The organism is Aquicella lusitana (genome assembly GCF_902459475.1).
GTDB classification, from domain to species: domain Bacteria; phylum Pseudomonadota; class Gammaproteobacteria; order DSM-16500; family DSM-16500; genus Aquicella; species Aquicella lusitana.
In genome coordinates, this window is the sequence record NZ_LR699114.1 from 1,334,354 (window position 1) to 1,351,297 (window position 16,944).

Below are 16,944 nucleotides of genomic sequence, written 5' to 3' on the forward strand. Positions count from 1 at the left end.
TTTTTAAATAATACACGAGGCCTGGAGCAGATATGACTAGCCCACGACATCTACAACAAATTACCGATGAAGAAGTCGATTTTCTTACCCATGCGCTCACAGATGAGTTAGTTGCTTTTGAAATCAAGATCAAAACCGGTAAAAGATTTAATAAGCATCAGTATGAAAAAGCCATTGAAAAACTCGCTGAAACACTTCACAAGCTAAGCGAAAAATCGTTTTTACAGCTTGACAATCTATCAAGTATACAAATAAGCGAAAACGAATCGCCACCTAGTCACCAGCGGTTTGCCAATGTTATAAACAATATATCGGAGCTAATCGTAAAAGAAACCATCTCTCAGAAAAACTTCAAAGACATGACACTTATAATGGAAAGGTGGATTGAAGTCATGAATAAGTGTTTACAAAAAAATGATTTCAATAGTGTTCAAACCATTCATTCGGCTATTAATAAAATTATTGAGCGGATTAATCCCAGGCTAAAAGAAGAATTATCTTCAAAAGCAGTGTCCACCTTAAACAAGGTGGAAAATTTGCATCTCGGCATTTATAAAAATGATCGACCCCTGTATCTGGATTTGGTGCTCAAGAAAAAGAAAGTCGTCCCTTATTTTGGCTCTTATAAAGGAAGAATAACGCTCCTCTCAGAGACATTAACTCAAGAAAAAAAAGGTGTACAGGCGCTAATGAAGCTTGAAAATTTTGATGAAATAATGGAATTCATCCGCAAAGCGATTAATCAAAAAAAACATAATGAACCGTCACTATCGCCCACTGACTTTGAAAAGTTAACCAGCTTACTTGAGAAAAATGACGAATCGATACCGCAAGAAAAAATTCAGGATATAATTGGCCATCTTGGCGTTATCGCCAATGTACAGAGGGAAATAAATACCCTGGAAAAGGAAATTGCAGGATTTCAGTCGAAGATAGGACAGCGCCATGTGAATGATGACATAATACTTCATATGCTCGTGCAAAAAAATATCGGCGATGAAGGGATGTTTTTTAACAGTGATCAAATACTGGATACGCTTAAATTAAATTATTACGATAATTTATTCGCAAAACAAAAGCGGTTATTTGAGAGATATGCCAGCCATTATCGCACTTACGCCGAAGGATTTCTGCTCTATCCCGACGAAAAAGCGGCTCAGGCTTACCAATACCGCGGCGAAAATGAAACCCATCTAGGTAAATTCAGGTTTAACGCAGCGCAGGAAATATTCAAGCAATTAAATCGTCTTCCGACGCTTGAAAGCATAAGGGATGATACCAGGCAGATCAATAAATGGATTGAGCAAATAGACGCTCTTCTTGCGACCGTTGACATATTTAGTAAGAATGAACTTACTCACAAACACAGACACGCACACAGCGTTAAAGTATACCTGCACAAGTTTGACTCATTCGGATTTCCTTTTCATTTTGAAGATTTGTTGGATAATTTGCATGAATTACTCAACGCCACCAAAAATCAGGCGAAAGCTTTAATCAGCAAAAAAGAGGAAGAGGCAGCCGCACAGGATAATAGCTTGATAAAAGAAAGCAAAAAATCACCTTATGCTTTTTTTGAGCAGAAGCCCGAAAAAAGAGAAAAGGGTCACGCCCCTCCTCCCCGCAAACCTCATTTATAAAATAATACTTATCTCATTATTTGTAAAAGTTCCGACTTGATCTGACAGTTACCCGTTTTTCAGTTACGGTTTTACTGTCAGTTCAAGTTGAGATTATCAACTTTTTCCTTCCAGATTCTTTTACCATCAATCAATGTCGCCATCGGAGTTCGGCCACAACACATTTTACCCTGATGTGTGCGTTCATTGTTGTAATAACCGAGCCAATCATCCAGATCTTTTTGCAACTCGTCAATAGTTGTGTAAACTTTCTTTCGGAAAGCAACCTGATAAAACTCATTCAGAATCGTCCTATGAAAGCGTTCACAGATGCCATTGGTCTGGGGTGATTGAGCTTTCGTTTTGGTGTGCTCAATATCATTGAGCGCCAAATACAACTCGTAATCGTGTTGCTCTACCTTGCCGCAAAACTCAGTGCCACGATCCGTTAATACGCGCAGCAAGCCCAAGCCTTGTTCTTCAAAGAATGGCAACACACGATCATTTAACAGGTCAGCAGATGTAATCGGTGTTTTTGTGGTATATAGCTTGCAATGAGCCACTTTGGAGTAGGTATCAACAAATGTTTGCTGATAAATGCGCCCAACACCCTTGAGATTGCCAACATAAAAGGTATCTTGTGAACCAAGATAGCCAGGATGTGCTGTTTCAATTTCACCGCAGGCCATATCATCGTCTTTTTTGCGTTCTAGCGCGGCCAGTTGTGCTTCAGTTAGAATTAAGTTCTCCTCGGCAGATTTCTTTTCCAGTGCGGTTAGACGCTGTTTAAATGATGCCAAATCATGCCTTAGCCAGATGCAACGAACACCGCTAGGAGAAACAAAAACACCTCTTTTCCTAAGCTCATTACTGACTCTTAATTGACCATGCGCGGGGTACTCAATGGCATAGTCCAATACAGCATTCTCTGTAGCTTCATCGGTGCGGTTCTTGATGTTTGGCTGCCGTCTGCTCTTGTCGAACAAGGTCTCAATGCCTCCTTGCTCAACTGCTGATTTATAACGATAAAACGTATCTCTGGAGAAGCCCATTACCTTGCAGGCTCTTGATACATTCCCTAGCTCTTCTGCCAAATTTAACAGACCGACCTTGTTTTTAATGATTTTTTGCGTACACTCGTACATAAGGTTACCTCTTTAATGTTTTGATTTTTACTCGACATAACTATCAAAACGGGTAACCTTACTTTTTTCAAGTAGCAAGTGTCAGATTAGATCGGAACTAATGCACATTATTAAATTGGATTGAAAAATCTGGTTAAGATAAAGCTGCCAATGCAGATTTATTTACTTCATTATATTTTTCTTTACATCCGTTTAATAAATCCGCAAATGTCAAATCATCATTTCTTGTTTAGCTTATTATTGCCCATTTCTTCTCGCCGGATAGCCAGCATTTTCTCAAGCGAGCCAAACCGGCAATCTTCGCTCAGTAAATCAATATAGAGTTCTCCATTCAAATGGCCGACCTCATGTTGAATGAGCCTTGCCAAAAATCCGCGTGCGGTGCCCGTTATGGTTTTCCCATTCCCATCGCAGGCCTCATAATGAATTGCAGTGTATCGATATACTTCACCCATCTTGTCTGTAACTGAATAACACCCCTCCCAATCCTTATTTTTTCCTTCTTCCAGAATAGGAAAATAAACCGGGTTAATCAACACCGTTGGCGGAAGCGTATCGTATACCTCCTTGCGTATCCTTTTCGCTTCGGGTGGTACTTGAATAATGGCTATGCGCAGCGGCATGCCCACCTGAGTTGCTGCGAGACCAGCAGGTTTGCCAAGAGGACTTTCAAGATCAGAAAAGAACACTCGCAATTCTTCTATAAACTGACGTATTTCTTCATCCAGGGGAAAGCTTACTTCTCGCGCGGGTTCTCGCAATACTCGATGGTCCGCCAGATCGTGCGTGACTAATTGCAATTTCATACTACAACCTCACCCAAAGCTGCACGCGTCCGCATTGCATCCAATAGACTGGCATAATTCCAGGTTAAATCGCGTGCGCTACGGGGCTTGCCGCTTGCCCGGTCAATTTGTTCTGACAAATGGTAACAAGTACGATCTGCGTAACAGGTTGCATAGCGTTTCACGCTTTTCAGGCTATTATCCCCTTCCTCAATTAAGCGGTTAACGAGGCCAAAGAATTTATCCGGTTGTTCTGAGGCAAGAATAACCTCTTCTTTATCAAGATTGGTATAAAACTGTTGGAAAAAGAAAATATTATTATGCGTTATCCTCACGCTTCCTTCACCTAAATAGTTTTTTGCCAGCGCATAATAATATTGCGCCAGCGCATTAGTGGTTAAAACCCAGGGATTGCCGTAGCTTGAATGGTTGCCATCATAAATATCGCCAGGATAGCGGCCAATAAGCGGCGCTGCCGTCTTATTGGTGATATTTATTTTATAAAGCGGTGCAAACGCATTTCGTAGAAAATAGGCTGAACTCAACACACTGTCGCTAGTTAATGCAAAGGGATCATTGGGATCATGAATATCTCCGTACAAGGCTCCTAAAATGATGGAGATATTCATGCCGCCACCTTTATAGTATTGCTGATTCACTGTCTCGCTCGCATAACCTACGTTGGGATTCCAGTGCTTTTGCAATGAAGAAGTTATTTGTCTTGCGGTATTGGTATAATAATCCGCCTGTTGCACCTTGCCAAATTGACGGGCTAACGCGGCGCCTTCCAATAAAGCTTTGCGCTGCACCATTTTCGTGAAAAAATGGTCCGGGTCATTGACTTCCTCCCACAAATCAAATGTTGTGTTTTGCCACCGCGACGCAACATAGTCTAAGTCAAGCAATACCATTTCAAGCAGTTTTTCGCGCACGCGCTTTTGCTCGCCTTCCTGCATGGCTAATTTTGCAATCGCAGTGATTGCTATTGCCCGCAAGGCGGGACCGTCATTTTGCGGCCTGCCCCAATCGCCTTCCCAGATTGTTGCATCAATATTATATTTGGGCTGGCCCAGTGTCTCCTCACCTGCTTTTGAAACCTGCTTTTGAGCGATAGATTCAAAGTCAACATAGTTCAACAGGTATTGCTTCAGCTTTTTCTTGTCCTCAACGGCAGCCTGCGCATAAAGCTGAACAACCGTATTCATAGTAATGGCTGCGTCTCTTACCCAGTGAAACTGGTAATCCTGTGAAAATATCTGATCCTGTTTGGAAGGCGAAGCAAGCACAGCACCCGGTTTGGAATGTATTAAACGTCCATCCACTTCCTTCGTTAAAGTATGCTCTTCCGTTGTGATGTTATCGAACAAATACTGTTTGATATAGCCCAGCTCCTCCAAAGTGAAAGGAGGATTCGCCACTACTAAAAGTGGATGGCTTGAAGCAAAAACGCTTGTTGTCAAGCTCATCAGAATGACTGCCCTTACCATTATAAATTTCAATCCATGAACGAGCATGATCGCCATCCCATAAAATAGAGTCAATAAAATAAATGAGTCTAATAAGCTCACTAACCATTTTCAATGACGGTAAGCATAAAAAATTTCGGAAAGGTTGTTCAAGGATGTTATGCGGCTTCTGGTATAACATCGGTTCCCAGCGCTGACTCCATTTTCTTTTGGCGCAAATAAAAAAGCCGCTCAGGGGGAGCGGCTTTTAAAGATAGACAATCTGCCTTTAAACACGCGGGTAATTTTGATCGATAAAACCAATAATATCCTTGGCTAATACGGAATGCATCACAGCGGTGGGATGGATATGGTCCCAGAAAACATATTCATCCGGACTCCTGCAGGGTAATTCACCCTCAGCAGCCTTCTCACTTGTTTTATAAGCTTCCGCCAAAGCTGGTGTGGTAGCAATCTGGTGTGCAAAAGCTGCTGGGTCTAATTTGGGTTGTTCAGCTCCCGAATCCGTAAAAGACGCGGATTTTATTTTCATTCGCATTTGCTCCTGCAGCTGCTGGGCAATCGCTTCTTCCGTCAGTGACGCCTGTTTTTGCTTTCGTGTATAACCGCCCTGCCAACAAGCCGCGCCTGTATTTTTGATATGCAGCTGATATTTTTTATTGAAAACATCAGGATTCTCGATTAACTGCGCGAACAGCGTACTCACATCATAAAGATGGATATTTATATTCTTATAACCGTCCTGAATCTGTGTCACTGCTTCAGCCAGTTTGGTATTGTGCATTGCAGTCAGTTCATGCAAATTTTGCACCATGTTATTCTCTTTCGCATAAGGCGTTAGCGACAGATCGGGTAAATTGATGATGAGGAAATTGACACCGCCGCGATAAATCAGACTTTCGATCGTCGCTTTGATATTGGCGACCACATCTGTCGTCAGCTGATCCACTTCAGTCGAACCTTTCAAATAATCATTTCCTCCAATCCAGATAACAAACAATGTCATGGAGCGATCGCCAAATGCTGAACGCAGCAAGTAGCTGTTTAATGAAGCCGTCAAACTGTAAGGAAGATAACCATTCACGGGATTATGAAAAATGGCTGTTTCACCGCCAATGGCGTAATTGTCCGAGCTGATGTAATTGCTGTCATATAAATATTTGGCGACCGCTTCGGACCAGACATAACCATTGGAAAACCTGCCTTCAAAATAAGGCGGGGATTTAGGAAGATAACCGAAATCGAAGGAATATAAATTGCCATTATCAGAAAGGCTGTCGCCAAAAAACAGAATCTTATTATAGGGATAAGCACCATCAGCCAAGCCCGAGACAGGATAGGCAGCAAAGAGAAACCATGCTAAGACAATGCAAAACACATTAAAAATCTTATGATTATTCTGCTTCATTCCTATTCCTATCATTTAGTGTTATCGATCTTTTCTACCTTAAAACTACTCAGTTATCAATAAGGAAGTTTGCGGCTTTTGACTAACCAAAAAGCATATGTCTTATTCTTTTCCTGCCAACGACAAGGACAAATTCAGCCGCGACAACGTATACGGCAAAGAGCATGAGCACCCATATCTGTATCGCCCAAAAAACGGGAGAAACCAGCCTGGCGGCAATATAGCCGGAGGCAGTCTGCAGGCCACTGTAGTGAATATAAAAAGAAACAAGATCTTCACCCATGCGAAAGACCAGTGTGAAAAAGCCGTAAACACAAAACTTCCAGAGAATGTTATATATCATGGGCTTGCTGGAAAACGCGTTGAGAATAGGAAGTGAATTCACGATAATGAGTAGCTTACCCGCCAACAGTGCACCGAGGCTAGCCGCTAGATAACTTCCAAAACCCGGTTCGCTTATCCTCATCATGAGTCGCTCCGTCAGATTGATAAGATTAAACGTAATCATGAAAAAAATAATGGCGGGAACCGCGTGAATTGTTTCCTCTTTGAGCCTGCTGATGATGACCATTTTAGGTCCTTGACTGTCCCTTGATTGAATCATGCAGCACATTAAAAAGCAGGTCAAGCTAGCGGATAGTGGATAAGCGTATTCCACAAGAAGTATTAACAGTTATGCTATAGTGTCATAAGGAAAATCTACATAAGGACGGAACCATGAGCGCACTTAAGGTCAATTATCAGGAGTTACTGGTTATAACAAAAAACTGGGGCTGGTTTCTCGCCTGGGGTATCGTGTTTATTGTTCTTGGCATCGCAGCCATCAGCGCAGCTACCATTGCGACCTTTATCTCCGTTGTCTTTTTGGGCCTGCTGTTATTTTTGGGTGGCGTCGTTGTCATTGTCGACAGTTTTACTAGCTGGCGGCAAAAGTGGGGCGGCTTTTTATTACATCTTATTATGGGACTGTTATATTTAGTGGCCGGACTGATGGTCATCTATAGCCCTGTTTTAGCCACTGTTTCATTAACACTTGTGCTGGGCGTATTCTTTATTGTGCAAGGCCTCTTTCGCATTATCTACTCCCTCACCATCCAACTGCTCAATTGGGGATGGAACCTGTTTAACGGTATTATCACCCTGTTCTTAGGCATCATCATTATGGCGAATTGGCCCGAGGCAAGCCTCTATATCATTGGGCTCTTTGTGGGCATTGATTTATTATTTTGCGGCTGGACTTATGTGATGATAGCGTTGTCCGCACGATCCTTTCCGGGGCCTAAAGCAGGCTAAAGTCCCATTGGAAAATAGGTTCCCGCGCAGGCAGGAACCTATTCATCACCGGGGCGGGACAATAAATTAAACTACAAGCCTCGACTGGTACCCTCTCTTTATCGGTTATACACCCAGAGCAGCTTCTATGGTGGGGCGAATAGACAGCGTGCTATACCGAGCAAAATCACCATCTTGCGCGACAGGCTTCAATTCACCGTTCATGGCAAACCCCCATGTTTGCTTGGATTCCGGATAGCTTGGGCCATGACTGGTCCAATCAATGCCATTACCGCGGCCATGATCGGTCGTCAAGATGACCAGGGTCTCTTTATCAATGTGTAACCGGGCAAGTGTCGTAAAAAGGGTATCCAAATAATCATCATAGGCCATTAAAGCCGTATGATAGCCGGCAAGATTGTTATGGTGCGCCTGGGTATCCGCGTCCCCCAGTGATATCCACATAAAGCGGGGCTGGAATTTTTCCAGGTAATGCAGCGATTGCGCAAAGGTATATTTATCGAAACGATCCGCACCTGCGGGATGGTCTGATTTTTGTTTTTCATTTAAGTCGGCCATCACATTATCCGATTTTTGGGTTTCAGGATCTAACACGGGCACATTGCCTGAATTGGTATAGGTTGCGCCTGCAATGTGCTCAAACGATAGGTAAACCTGAGACCAAGATGAAAAAACTGCCACGTCCTTTTTGCTTAAGGCGAGTTTATGCAGAATATTTTCTCCCAGTGTTTCTACCTGAATTCGGCCGCAGCCATTCCCATCACATGGCTGCACAGCACCCGCCATCTGACTTTGATAGGAGGGAAGACTGATCGGGATCGAGGCCACTTCCATGGTTGAATGGCTGTCTGGCGCGCCATAAAACTTGCCCTTATCCGCGCGCTTCCAGAGTTTAGAAAAATAAACACGGTCAATGAACACATCCTGCCAGCGCACGCCATCCAGCGTCACATAAATGACGCGCTTGATTGGCTCCGGCTGGGATGATTCGGTAGCAGCATGCGCAACAGGCAGCAACGCGGCTAACAGGAAACATGAGACAGATCGCAGCATACAAGGATTCCTTTCCATTAGAAAAGCCCTATCATCTGCTAATTTTTTAAATACCACAACTACGTCTGCCATGGATTGTATATAATAGGGAGCATTACAGTAAGGAAGAAAGTGATGAACGAGATACTGGGTGTGCTTATTTATGAAGACGCTCAACCCATGGACATCATTGGGCCTTGGGAAATATTTGCCTTCTGGAAAAATATCATTAAGGCTTCGTTGGATATGTTCTTGGTTTCTGAAAATGGCGCTTATGTACAGTGCGTCAATGATATTGTGCTGAAAGCCCATGTCAATTTTAGCCACTGTCCGGACCTCGACTATCTCCTTGTTCCAGGCGGCCCGGGCAGACACCAACAAGTAAATAACGACAAACTCATTTCATTTATTCAACGCCAGTCCAGGCACTGCAAATATATTCTGTCTGACTGCACCGGCATGTTTCTACTCCATCAAGCAGGCCTCCTCAACAACCAATCAGCCACAACTTACTGGCAAGCACTGCCCGAATTAAAATCTTTCCCTGAAGTACAAACCGTAGAGAAACGCATCGTGAAATCTGGTCAAGTCTGGACAGCCGGTGGTGTTTCAAGCGGTATTGATTTGGCGCTAGCGCTGATCGCGACCATTGCAGGCGAAGAGGCAGCCGGGAAAGTACAATTATTATTTGAATACTTCCCCAACAACAAAGTATATTGCACTCCCGATACAGTCCAGCAGTTGCCGCCTTATCCCGGCAGCACAGATAAAAACGCACCACCATTGCCTCACTATATCAGGGATTACATTGATCGCTTTAAAACGGGTCCCACGGATTGATTGTTGGTTTCCACCTTCCGCCTTGCATTCTCATTCGCTTAACCGCTGACCGCCTTCCAATTACCGTCATCACCTACGCAAGCTGTACCTTGTAACTCACGTTTCTTTTCACCTTTAGCAGCGGTGATCGTGTATTTTCTGCAAAAGGGATTACCATTCAATGTTAGCTTTTGTGTAGGTACCACCGTGTAGCGAATGCCTGTGCTTACATTTTCCCACTCTGTTGATTTACCCAGCGGTTTGTCAAGCGCGCGTGTCATCTTGGTTTTATCGAGTACGTCCATCGCCGTTTCGAGACTGCCCCCGACGGCTCCATCACTTGCCGTTTCAGGCATTTGGTCATCGGCAGTCATGGCTTGAGCCCGTTCTGCTTGTGTCGCGCGATCTTCGGAGCTGGGTTGATAAAGTGGATTGATCGAGCAAGCCGTTAATGTTACAGCTGCAAAAAGAAGCGCGAATTTTAGTGATGATGGTTTCATATCAAAATCTTCCTTTATGAAGTTCGCTTGCAAAATCTTCTTTTACTATCTTCCTTATGATTATATTACTCCTTCCAGTTTATTTTTATAATCACTCCTCTTATGCTGCTATTTTAAGTTGCAACAATATTCGCCAAAATACATCTTTTAGCGTATTAATATACTATCAAATTCTCTCTCCGGAATAGTTTAGGTAGAGAATCCTTATGTTATTCTGATCATAACAACACCCAATCTGTTTAAGGAGATTGATCCATGTGGAAGCATGCGGCCAGCATCCTCTTTTGCTTTATTTTCATCTTGCCTCCAGCCTGGGCACAGGAAAATGGCATTCCGCTCATTCGCGCCAAGGTCAATGCTATTAACTCTCAGCTGACAGCGTACCAAATAAAAAACAAGGAGGTAGAAGGCTTGTCTGTAGAAGGTGGTAAACTGAAATTTTTTTATGACAGAAAGGAGTTGAAGAAGATTCATGCTGTTATGTATGGCGAAATGGGTTACAGCACCGAGGATGCTTATTTTGATCGCAATCAATTAATTTTTATTTACTCAGTCACCAATCATTATGACAAGCCATCAGGCATTGTCGCCCGCAGAGAGGAAAACCGTTATTATTTTCGTAATGGCAAAATGCTCCTGTGGATAAACCCTGCTAGACAACATATCACGAACAGCACGCCAGCTTTTAGGGAAGAAGAAAACCAATTGCTCCGCTTAATTGATCAATACATTGAAATAAGCCACACCACTTTTCGCTGTGTGGATGTTAGCAACAATACGATTGCGGCGTGCAGCTAATGCCATAAGATTCCATTATATTTGACCTGTTGTTCTCCATTCTCCCTTGTCCCGACAAAACAGAAAAGTATATTCGTCGGTGTCTGAACGATAATCCTCAAAAAACATTTTCAGATTGCGGCAACGCATGCCATTCTTTTTTGTGGTGCTGAGGGGTTGAAAAAAACCACCGTTACCTGTGCGGGGATTTTTCCAAACCACTTTTTTTCGGTCGGGCATGCTATCAAGCGCTTTGTCTGCGGCTGCATTCAGCAGTTTCCAGTCACTTGCATTAAAGGAGGCAACTGGCGAATCCGCCATAAAAGTAAAATTAAGGCCCAACACGGGAAAAGAAAGGCCAGTTATAGCAAAGGCTGTTAACCAACCCAGTATCCTTTTCATAGGTAAAATCTCCCTCCTTGTATGCTATTTCTATTATGACATACTCCGCCAGGCAGATCTGTACAAAAAATGATACCTTTGTCCGAATGTTGCGGCAATCGAGGCTGACAGACGGAATCAGCTTGCGGCTTTGATTTTGTTAGGAATTTTGACTATAGTGATATTCAATTGATCGCATAAATTCTGCTGCTTGCGACAGGAACGCTTAAGCAAGTGATTGTGACTTCAACGGGAACAGCTATTAACCAAGGATTAGCGGTTCCCATGAAACAAGGAATGTTTCCGTTATGCCTAACCGTATTGGTCGGTTGATCTTATTATCGTGTCTGAGCCTGCTTACTTCACCCGTATACGCCGATTATCAATTAAATATGCCTTATGGCGTTTCACCTATCAGTCATGAAATTTATGATTTGCACATGGCTGCATTTTATATTTGCTGTGTCATTGCTGTTGTTGTTTTCAGTGTGCTTATTTACTCACTTATCCGGTTTCGTAAATCAAAGGGTGCGCAGGCTGCACAATTCAAAGGAAATCTGCTGGTTGAAGTAATCTGGACAATCATCCCTTTTCTGATTCTCGTCGGACTGGCTTACCCCGCAACGGTTGTCTTGGCGCATATTCATGACACAGAAAAATCAGCATTAACAATCAAGATTACGGGGTATCAATGGAAATGGAAGTACGAATACCTTGATAACGGTATCCGCTATTTCAGTTACCTTTCCACCACCCTTGACCAAATCGAAAATAGAGCGCCAAAAAACAAATGGTTTCTGCTGGAAGTGGACAAACCCCTCGTGGTGCCGGTGAATACCAAGGTGAAATTACTCATCACATCGGATGATGTTATCCATTCATGGTGGGTCCCTGAGTTAGGTGTCAAACAGGATGCGATCCCTGGCTTCATCAATGAAAACTGGGTCTATATCACCCAACCTGGCGAATATCGCGGCCAATGCGGCGAACTCTGTGGTATTAACCATGGTTTTATGCCTATTGTAGTAAAGGCAGTATCCGAAACTGATTTCGCCGCATGGCTGCAAACGGAAGAAAAACGCATGCTGATTCAAAATCAGCAAGCTGCCCTCAAAGTATTACCTGAAACTGAATTGCTGAGCATGGGCAAAGATGAATATTTAAAAAATTGCGCCATGTGTCATCTGCCAAATGGTGAAGGAATGAAAACCAGTTTTCCAGCTTTAAAATATAGCCGCGTCGTTAATGCGCCTGTCGATGAAACGATTGCCTATGTGCTGCATGGCGTACCAGGCACACCAATGCAAGCATTTGGCAAGATACTCGATGATCAAACCATGGCTGCGATTATTACTTATATTCGACAGTCATGGGGCAATGACAGGATCAATAAAACACGAGGTTATCCAACGACAGTACAACCCAAAGAAGTGAAAGAAGTTCGACAACTGGTAGGAATACAATAAGTGGAGTTTAATGCTTATGGATGATGCAATAACGCAGCACCACGAGGGAGCACATGGTCCAGCCAAAGGCATCATGCGCTGGTTTTACACGACAAATCATAAAGACATCGGAACACTTTATCTGTTCTTTAGCATGATCATGCTCTTCGTAGGCGGAGCGCTTGCGCTCGTGATACGCCTGGAATTATTTGAGCCCGGCAACTTCATTATCAACCCGGAATTCTTCAACCAAATGGTCACCATGCACGGAATTATCATGGTTTTTGGTGTCATCATGCCTGCCATGACAGGCATTGCAAATTGGATGATCCCATTAATGATTGGTGCGCCCGACATGGCTTTGCCGCGATTAAATAACTGGAGCTTCTGGCTGCTGCCCTTCGCTTTTCTCATGCTAATTAGCACCATCTTCATGAGTGGGCCTGCCCCCGACTTTGGTTGGACTTTTTATGCGCCGCTTTCCACCCTTTATGGGCCAGCTAGCACAGACTTTTTTATTTTTACTATTCACATGCTGGGTGTTTCCTCCATTCTTTCAGCGCTTAATATTGTAGTCACCATTTTCAATATGCGCGCACCCGGCATGACGTGGATGAAATTACCGCTCTTGGTGTGGTCATGGGTAGTCACAGGTTTTCTGCTGCTTGCTGTCATGCCCATTCTTGCCGGCTGCGTGACGATGGTATTAATGGATCGGCACTTTCACACGGCCTTTTTCAATGCTGCCGGCGGCGGTGACCCCATACTTTTTCAGCATTTGTTTTGGTTTTTTGGCCACCCAGAAGTTTACATATTAATTTTGCCAGGTTTTGGCATCATTTCCGCAGTCATTCCCACGTTTGCCCGAAAACATCTCTTTGGTTACGAGTTTATGGTGTTTGCCATCATCATTATTGGCATCCTGGGCTATCTCGTCTGGATGCATCACATGTTCACGACAGGCGCGCCTTTCGCCGCACAGCTTTCCACCATGTACCTCACCATGCTGATTGCCGTGCCAACCGGCATCAAAATATTTAACTGGACAGCAACGTTATACAAAGGCTCGATTACTTTTGAAACGCCCATGCTGTTTGCGCTTGGCTTTTTATTCATGTTCACCATCGGCGGGCTGTCAGGCGTTATGTTATCGCTGGTTCCCGCGGATTATCAATACCGCGACACTTACTTTGTTGTCGGGCATTTTCATTATGTACTGGTATCAGGTTCGCTCTTCACTATTATCGCGGGCATTTACTATTGGCTGCCCAAATGGACAGGAAACAAATATAGCGAAAAGCTTGGCCAATATCATTTTTGGCTCTCGGTGATTGGCGTGAATCTGACCTTCTTCCCTATGCATTTTTTAGGACTGGCAGGCATGCCGCGCCGCATTCCTGATTACGCATTACAATTCACAGAATTCAACCAGATCAGTACTATTGGTTCATTCATTTTTGGCGTCGCACAATTAATTTTCCTATACATTGTGCTTAAAGCTTGTTTTAGCAAAAATACACAGCCTACTGAAGCAAAAACATGGGAAGGAGCAGAAGGATTAGAATGGACCCTGCCTTCGCCGCCTCCTTATCATACGTTTGAAACGGCACCGATTATTAAGTAAATGGAGGAAGCGTTACCAGTTTCTAGCAGCGAGGCGATTGGCAAATTTGCATTGATCATATCGGAAAAAAGGGATTTTTACGCGTGAAAAAATTCATTCAAAAAATTTTTGCCATGAATAAAATCGTTATGGTTATTTTGTTTCTGGCGATCTGCGCCGGTCTTTATACGTTGACAGGTATCGTTTCCAACGTAAAACAGATGGCGGCCGCTTATAGTCAGGCTTATTTTTTTCCAACTTATCCGGCTTATTCTACGCAAGGAAAAACAGCCGATGAAATCGCACTCATCAAGCGCGGCGAATATCTGGTAAAAGTGGGCGACTGTATTGCATGCCATACCAATTCGGCGAAAAAGAGCCCTGCCTTCGCTGGCGGACTCGCCATGCAGACACCCTTCGGCGTCATTTATACCCCCAATATCACGCCAGATAAGGAAACAGGCATAGGAGGCTGGAATGATGACATGTTCATTAAAGCCATGCACGAAGGCATTTCTCCCAGCGGTGAGTATTATTATCCGGCCTTCCCTTACCTTTATTTCAGCATTGTCACTTTTGATGATTTAAAAGCGATTAAAGCTTATCTGAATAGTATTCCAGCGGTACACCAGAAAAACCATCCAAACGATATGGTTTGGCCTTTTAACTGGCGGTTTTTACAACTGGGTTGGCGTTTATTATTTTTTGATACTCCTAAAAATGGCACATTTAAGCCAGATCCCAAACAATCTGAGCAATGGAATCGCGGCGCCTATTTTGTTGAAGGATTGGGTCATTGCGGTATGTGCCACACTCCCTCTTATTATATGATCAGCAAACAGCTTCCCTTAGGCGCGCCGATTCGTAAATACAACCTGACTGGAGCCAATATTCAAGGCTACGTGGCACCAAATATCACCAAGACGAATCTAAATGCCATCCCCGACGAAGAGCTCATTAAAGTCTTTACCCAGTATCAACTCATTGGCGGCGGCAAGGTAAAAGGGCCGATGTATGAAGCCGTTCATGATAGTCTGAGTCATTTAACCCGCGCTGATTTGTTAGCTATGATTACCTATTTAAAAAGCGTGGAAAGTAAAATGCCGCCTCAACCGGATGTGAGCGAAGGCGCAGTAGGCCAGTATATTTATAATAGTTATTGTTCCGCCTGTCATAATTATGGCGTAGGTGGCGCAACCAAATTTGGTGACGCCGCGAGCTGGGGACCGCTTGTCCGAAGCGGCATAGACAAACTCTACGCGGTCGCAATCAGTGGTGGAGGCAATATGCCTGCCAAGGGAACCTGTCTCACTTGCAGTGATCTTGAAATCAAATATGCGGTTGATTACATGGTTGCGGCCTCCATGAAAGGAGCCAAACCCATCAGTCCACCGACCCGATTAGGCGCAGAAAGTGGTGAACAGATTTACCAGGAATATTGCAGCAGCTGTCATACCACAGGAAAAAATAACGCGCCTAAACTCGGTGATCAACAAGCCTGGAAACCCATTGTAGATGCCGGATTCTTGAGTGCTTATAGAAATGTGGTGGCTGGTCGCAAAGGACATCCACCGCATGGTGGCTGTACACATTGCAACGACGAGGAATTACTTGCCGCCATAAAATACATCATGCAAAAGGGAGCGCCACATAAAAATTATCAGTTATGGTGAGCGCTATTTACTTTTGTCCACCATATACTGAATCGCAGCCTGCAATTGCTCATCACTGCATTCAAAACAACCGCCTCGCGCTGGCATTGCACCAGCGCCTTTAAGGGTGATGGCAAGAAGCGTCTTGGTATTTACCCGGCGCAGCGTTTGCCACCTTTTTTTATCCCCTATGCGCGGTGCGTTCACATCAACAAGCGGCGGTGCCGCATGGCAGGTAGCGCAGAATTCATTAAAAATTTTCTCGCCTGCCTGCGGATCACCCAGCAACTGCCTGACGCGGATCGCTGGATAGTGAACAGTTTGTGTGACACGAATCGCATCCACTGCGCTATTTGCGCCGGCACTGTATTGATATAAAGACAGGCTAAAACCGCACACGCCGCTCAGCGCGAAGATCAACACAATCAAATAGGATTTAGTTCGTTTTTGCATTTTGCAACGTTTTCAAGGTGTCATGTAAAGATTTTTCAGTATTAATACCTGTGATGGTTTTTACCAACTTACCTGCAGGATTAATAATAAACGTCGTAGGGACGACGGTGATTTCACCCAGTTGCATAACAGGATTGGGATCATCGATAATGACAGGAAATTGAATACCTGCTTTACTTGCTGCTTGTTGGGTTTCCTGCGCTGTTAAATGATCGTAATTAACGCCATAGAGTAAAACATTTTTGTCCTGGTTATGCTGATAAAATCGGTTTAGCTCAGGAATCTCTTCAATACAACCATCGCACCAACTCGCCCAATAGTTGATAATTACCCATTTGCCTTTCCACATCGAAAGTGGAATAGGATTGCCCTGTGTGTCAGTCCATACCTGCTCTTCGCCCTGTGAGCAACCGAATAACAAAGTACCTGCGACTAACAGAAGTGCTATTTTCAATTTTACCGCGATTATTTCGAACACACTTATTTGCCGAATGGCAATGTCTATTGATTTTGTTTTTAAAAGCTGCATAAAACCTTCCTCGTCTAGTTACGTTACTATTTTCACA

Annotated in this window: 17 protein-coding genes; 7 read left to right on the top strand and 10 right to left on the bottom strand. The window is 43.7% G+C overall.

Annotation, left to right across the window (positions count from 1 at the left end; all coding sequences use genetic code 11):
• The first annotated feature begins 32 nt into the window (after nucleotides 1–32).
• Nucleotides 33–1,640: a RasGEF domain-containing protein gene (locus AQUSIP_RS06095; protein ID WP_114835252.1), complete on the top strand. Its 1,608-nt coding sequence runs from the start codon at nucleotides 33–35 to the stop codon at nucleotides 1,638–1,640.
• Nucleotides 1,641–1,717: 77 nt separating this feature from the next.
• Here AQUSIP_RS06095 and AQUSIP_RS06100 read toward each other — a convergent pair whose 3' ends face one another.
• From AQUSIP_RS06100 to AQUSIP_RS06120, 5 genes are all read right to left on the bottom strand, one after another.
• Entirely contained in the window at nucleotides 1,718–2,764 is a 1,047-nt protein-coding gene (locus tag AQUSIP_RS06100) for an IS481 family transposase (RefSeq protein WP_114835537.1), read from the bottom strand.
• Nucleotides 2,765–2,982: 218 nt separating this feature from the next.
• Nucleotides 2,983–3,570, bottom strand: a complete 588-nt coding sequence (locus tag AQUSIP_RS06105; RefSeq protein WP_114834381.1) for a peptide deformylase — start codon at nucleotides 3,568–3,570, stop codon at nucleotides 2,983–2,985.
• The gene (locus tag AQUSIP_RS06110) at nucleotides 3,567–5,015 is read right to left on the bottom strand and encodes a glycoside hydrolase family 15 protein (RefSeq protein ID WP_170131798.1); all 1,449 of its coding nucleotides are present in this window, start codon (nucleotides 5,013–5,015) and stop codon (nucleotides 3,567–3,569) included. The genes AQUSIP_RS06105 and AQUSIP_RS06110 overlap by 4 nt, the downstream gene beginning before the upstream one ends.
• A 268-nt stretch (nucleotides 5,016–5,283) precedes the next feature.
• Nucleotides 5,284–6,423 (bottom strand): SGNH/GDSL hydrolase family protein, encoded by a 1,140-nt coding sequence (locus AQUSIP_RS06115; RefSeq protein WP_170131799.1) that lies wholly within the window; start codon nucleotides 6,421–6,423, stop codon nucleotides 5,284–5,286.
• Between the two features lie 82 nt (nucleotides 6,424–6,505).
• Nucleotides 6,506–6,994, bottom strand: coding sequence for a hypothetical protein (locus AQUSIP_RS06120; protein ID WP_114834384.1), 489 nt, complete (start codon nucleotides 6,992–6,994; stop codon nucleotides 6,506–6,508).
• Between the two features lie 146 nt (nucleotides 6,995–7,140).
• Here AQUSIP_RS06120 and AQUSIP_RS06125 point away from each other — a divergent pair, with 146 nt between their 5' ends.
• Nucleotides 7,141–7,716, top strand: coding sequence for an HdeD family acid-resistance protein (locus AQUSIP_RS06125; protein ID WP_114834385.1), 576 nt, complete (start codon nucleotides 7,141–7,143; stop codon nucleotides 7,714–7,716).
• Between the two features lie 105 nt (nucleotides 7,717–7,821).
• Here AQUSIP_RS06125 and AQUSIP_RS06130 read toward each other — a convergent pair whose 3' ends face one another.
• The gene (locus AQUSIP_RS06130; RefSeq protein ID WP_170131800.1) at nucleotides 7,822–8,769 is read right to left on the bottom strand and encodes an alkaline phosphatase family protein; all 948 of its coding nucleotides are present in this window, start codon (nucleotides 8,767–8,769) and stop codon (nucleotides 7,822–7,824) included.
• A 114-nt stretch (nucleotides 8,770–8,883) separates the two neighbouring features.
• Between AQUSIP_RS06130 and AQUSIP_RS06135 the strand changes: the two genes are divergently transcribed.
• Entirely contained in the window at nucleotides 8,884–9,588 is a 705-nt protein-coding gene (locus tag AQUSIP_RS06135; protein ID WP_114834387.1) for a DJ-1/PfpI family protein, read from the top strand.
• A gap of 38 nt (nucleotides 9,589–9,626) precedes the next feature.
• Here AQUSIP_RS06135 and AQUSIP_RS06140 read toward each other — a convergent pair whose 3' ends face one another.
• A complete protein-coding gene (locus AQUSIP_RS06140) occupies nucleotides 9,627–10,067 on the bottom strand; it encodes an RT0821/Lpp0805 family surface protein (protein WP_114834388.1) in 441 nt (146 codons plus the stop codon).
• 255 nt (nucleotides 10,068–10,322) lie between these two features.
• Here AQUSIP_RS06140 and AQUSIP_RS06145 point away from each other — a divergent pair, with 255 nt between their 5' ends.
• On the top strand, nucleotides 10,323–10,865 hold the full coding sequence (locus AQUSIP_RS06145) for a hypothetical protein (RefSeq protein ID WP_114834389.1): 543 nt from the start codon (nucleotides 10,323–10,325) through the stop codon (nucleotides 10,863–10,865).
• 15 nt (nucleotides 10,866–10,880) lie between these two features.
• On the opposite strand, the gene AQUSIP_RS06150 is transcribed toward AQUSIP_RS06145, so the two are convergent.
• Entirely contained in the window at nucleotides 10,881–11,246 is a 366-nt protein-coding gene (locus tag AQUSIP_RS06150; RefSeq protein ID WP_114834390.1) for an RT0821/Lpp0805 family surface protein, read from the bottom strand.
• A gap of 287 nt (nucleotides 11,247–11,533) precedes the next feature.
• Here AQUSIP_RS06150 and coxB point away from each other — a divergent pair, with 287 nt between their 5' ends.
• The 3 genes from coxB (at nucleotide 11,534) to AQUSIP_RS06165 (ending at nucleotide 15,946) form a co-directional block, all read left to right on the top strand.
• The gene (gene coxB / locus AQUSIP_RS06155; protein WP_114834391.1) at nucleotides 11,534–12,691 is read left to right on the top strand and encodes a cytochrome c oxidase subunit II; all 1,158 of its coding nucleotides are present in this window, start codon (nucleotides 11,534–11,536) and stop codon (nucleotides 12,689–12,691) included.
• A 16-nt stretch (nucleotides 12,692–12,707) separates the two neighbouring features.
• Nucleotides 12,708–14,294 carry a cytochrome c oxidase subunit I gene (ctaD, locus tag AQUSIP_RS06160; RefSeq protein WP_114834467.1) on the top strand — a complete coding sequence of 529 codons (1,587 nt, stop codon included), beginning with the start codon at nucleotides 12,708–12,710 and terminating at the stop codon, nucleotides 14,292–14,294.
• Nucleotides 14,295–14,377: 83 nt separating this feature from the next.
• Nucleotides 14,378–15,946, top strand: coding sequence for a c-type cytochrome (locus AQUSIP_RS06165; RefSeq protein ID WP_114834392.1), 1,569 nt, complete (start codon nucleotides 14,378–14,380; stop codon nucleotides 15,944–15,946).
• A gap of 3 nt (nucleotides 15,947–15,949) precedes the next feature.
• Here the strand turns inward: AQUSIP_RS06165 and AQUSIP_RS06170 are convergent, their stop codons facing one another.
• Both AQUSIP_RS06170 and AQUSIP_RS06175 read right to left on the bottom strand, forming a co-directional pair.
• Nucleotides 15,950–16,378: a c-type cytochrome gene (locus AQUSIP_RS06170; RefSeq protein ID WP_114834393.1), complete on the bottom strand. Its 429-nt coding sequence runs from the start codon at nucleotides 16,376–16,378 to the stop codon at nucleotides 15,950–15,952.
• Entirely contained in the window at nucleotides 16,362–16,907 is a 546-nt protein-coding gene (locus tag AQUSIP_RS06175) for a TlpA disulfide reductase family protein (protein WP_114834394.1), read from the bottom strand. Before AQUSIP_RS06175 ends, AQUSIP_RS06170 begins: the two co-directional genes overlap by 17 nt.
• Nucleotides 16,908–16,944: the final 37 nt, after the last annotated feature.

What these genes read in the sequence shown, in the direction of transcription:
- AQUSIP_RS06095 (WP_114835252.1), top strand. Translation starts at nt 33, where the DNA reads ATGACTAGCCCACGACATCTACAACAAATTACCGATGAAGAAGTCGAT.
- AQUSIP_RS06100 (WP_114835537.1), bottom strand. Translation starts at nt 2,764, where the DNA reads ATGTACGAGTGTACGCAAAAAATCATTAAAAACAAGGTCGGTCTGTTA.
- AQUSIP_RS06105 (WP_114834381.1), bottom strand. Translation starts at nt 3,570, where the DNA reads ATGAAATTGCAATTAGTCACGCACGATCTGGCGGACCATCGAGTATTG.
- AQUSIP_RS06110 (WP_170131798.1), bottom strand. Translation starts at nt 5,015, where the DNA reads ATGAGCTTGACAACAAGCGTTTTTGCTTCAAGCCATCCACTTTTAGTA.
- AQUSIP_RS06115 (WP_170131799.1), bottom strand. Translation starts at nt 6,423, where the DNA reads ATGAAGCAGAATAATCATAAGATTTTTAATGTGTTTTGCATTGTCTTA.
- AQUSIP_RS06120 (WP_114834384.1), bottom strand. Translation starts at nt 6,994, where the DNA reads ATGGTCATCATCAGCAGGCTCAAAGAGGAAACAATTCACGCGGTTCCC.
- AQUSIP_RS06125 (WP_114834385.1), top strand. Translation starts at nt 7,141, where the DNA reads ATGAGCGCACTTAAGGTCAATTATCAGGAGTTACTGGTTATAACAAAA.
- AQUSIP_RS06130 (WP_170131800.1), bottom strand. Translation starts at nt 8,769, where the DNA reads ATGCTGCGATCTGTCTCATGTTTCCTGTTAGCCGCGTTGCTGCCTGTT.
- AQUSIP_RS06135 (WP_114834387.1), top strand. Translation starts at nt 8,884, where the DNA reads ATGAACGAGATACTGGGTGTGCTTATTTATGAAGACGCTCAACCCATG.
- AQUSIP_RS06140 (WP_114834388.1), bottom strand. Translation starts at nt 10,067, where the DNA reads ATGAAACCATCATCACTAAAATTCGCGCTTCTTTTTGCAGCTGTAACA.
- AQUSIP_RS06145 (WP_114834389.1), top strand. Translation starts at nt 10,323, where the DNA reads ATGTGGAAGCATGCGGCCAGCATCCTCTTTTGCTTTATTTTCATCTTG.
- AQUSIP_RS06150 (WP_114834390.1), bottom strand. Translation starts at nt 11,246, where the DNA reads ATGAAAAGGATACTGGGTTGGTTAACAGCCTTTGCTATAACTGGCCTT.
- coxB (WP_114834391.1), top strand. Translation starts at nt 11,534, where the DNA reads ATGCCTAACCGTATTGGTCGGTTGATCTTATTATCGTGTCTGAGCCTG.
- ctaD (WP_114834467.1), top strand. Translation starts at nt 12,708, where the DNA reads ATGGATGATGCAATAACGCAGCACCACGAGGGAGCACATGGTCCAGCC.
- AQUSIP_RS06170 (WP_114834393.1), bottom strand. Translation starts at nt 16,378, where the DNA reads ATGCAAAAACGAACTAAATCCTATTTGATTGTGTTGATCTTCGCGCTG.
- AQUSIP_RS06175 (WP_114834394.1), bottom strand. Translation starts at nt 16,907, where the DNA reads ATGCAGCTTTTAAAAACAAAATCAATAGACATTGCCATTCGGCAAATA.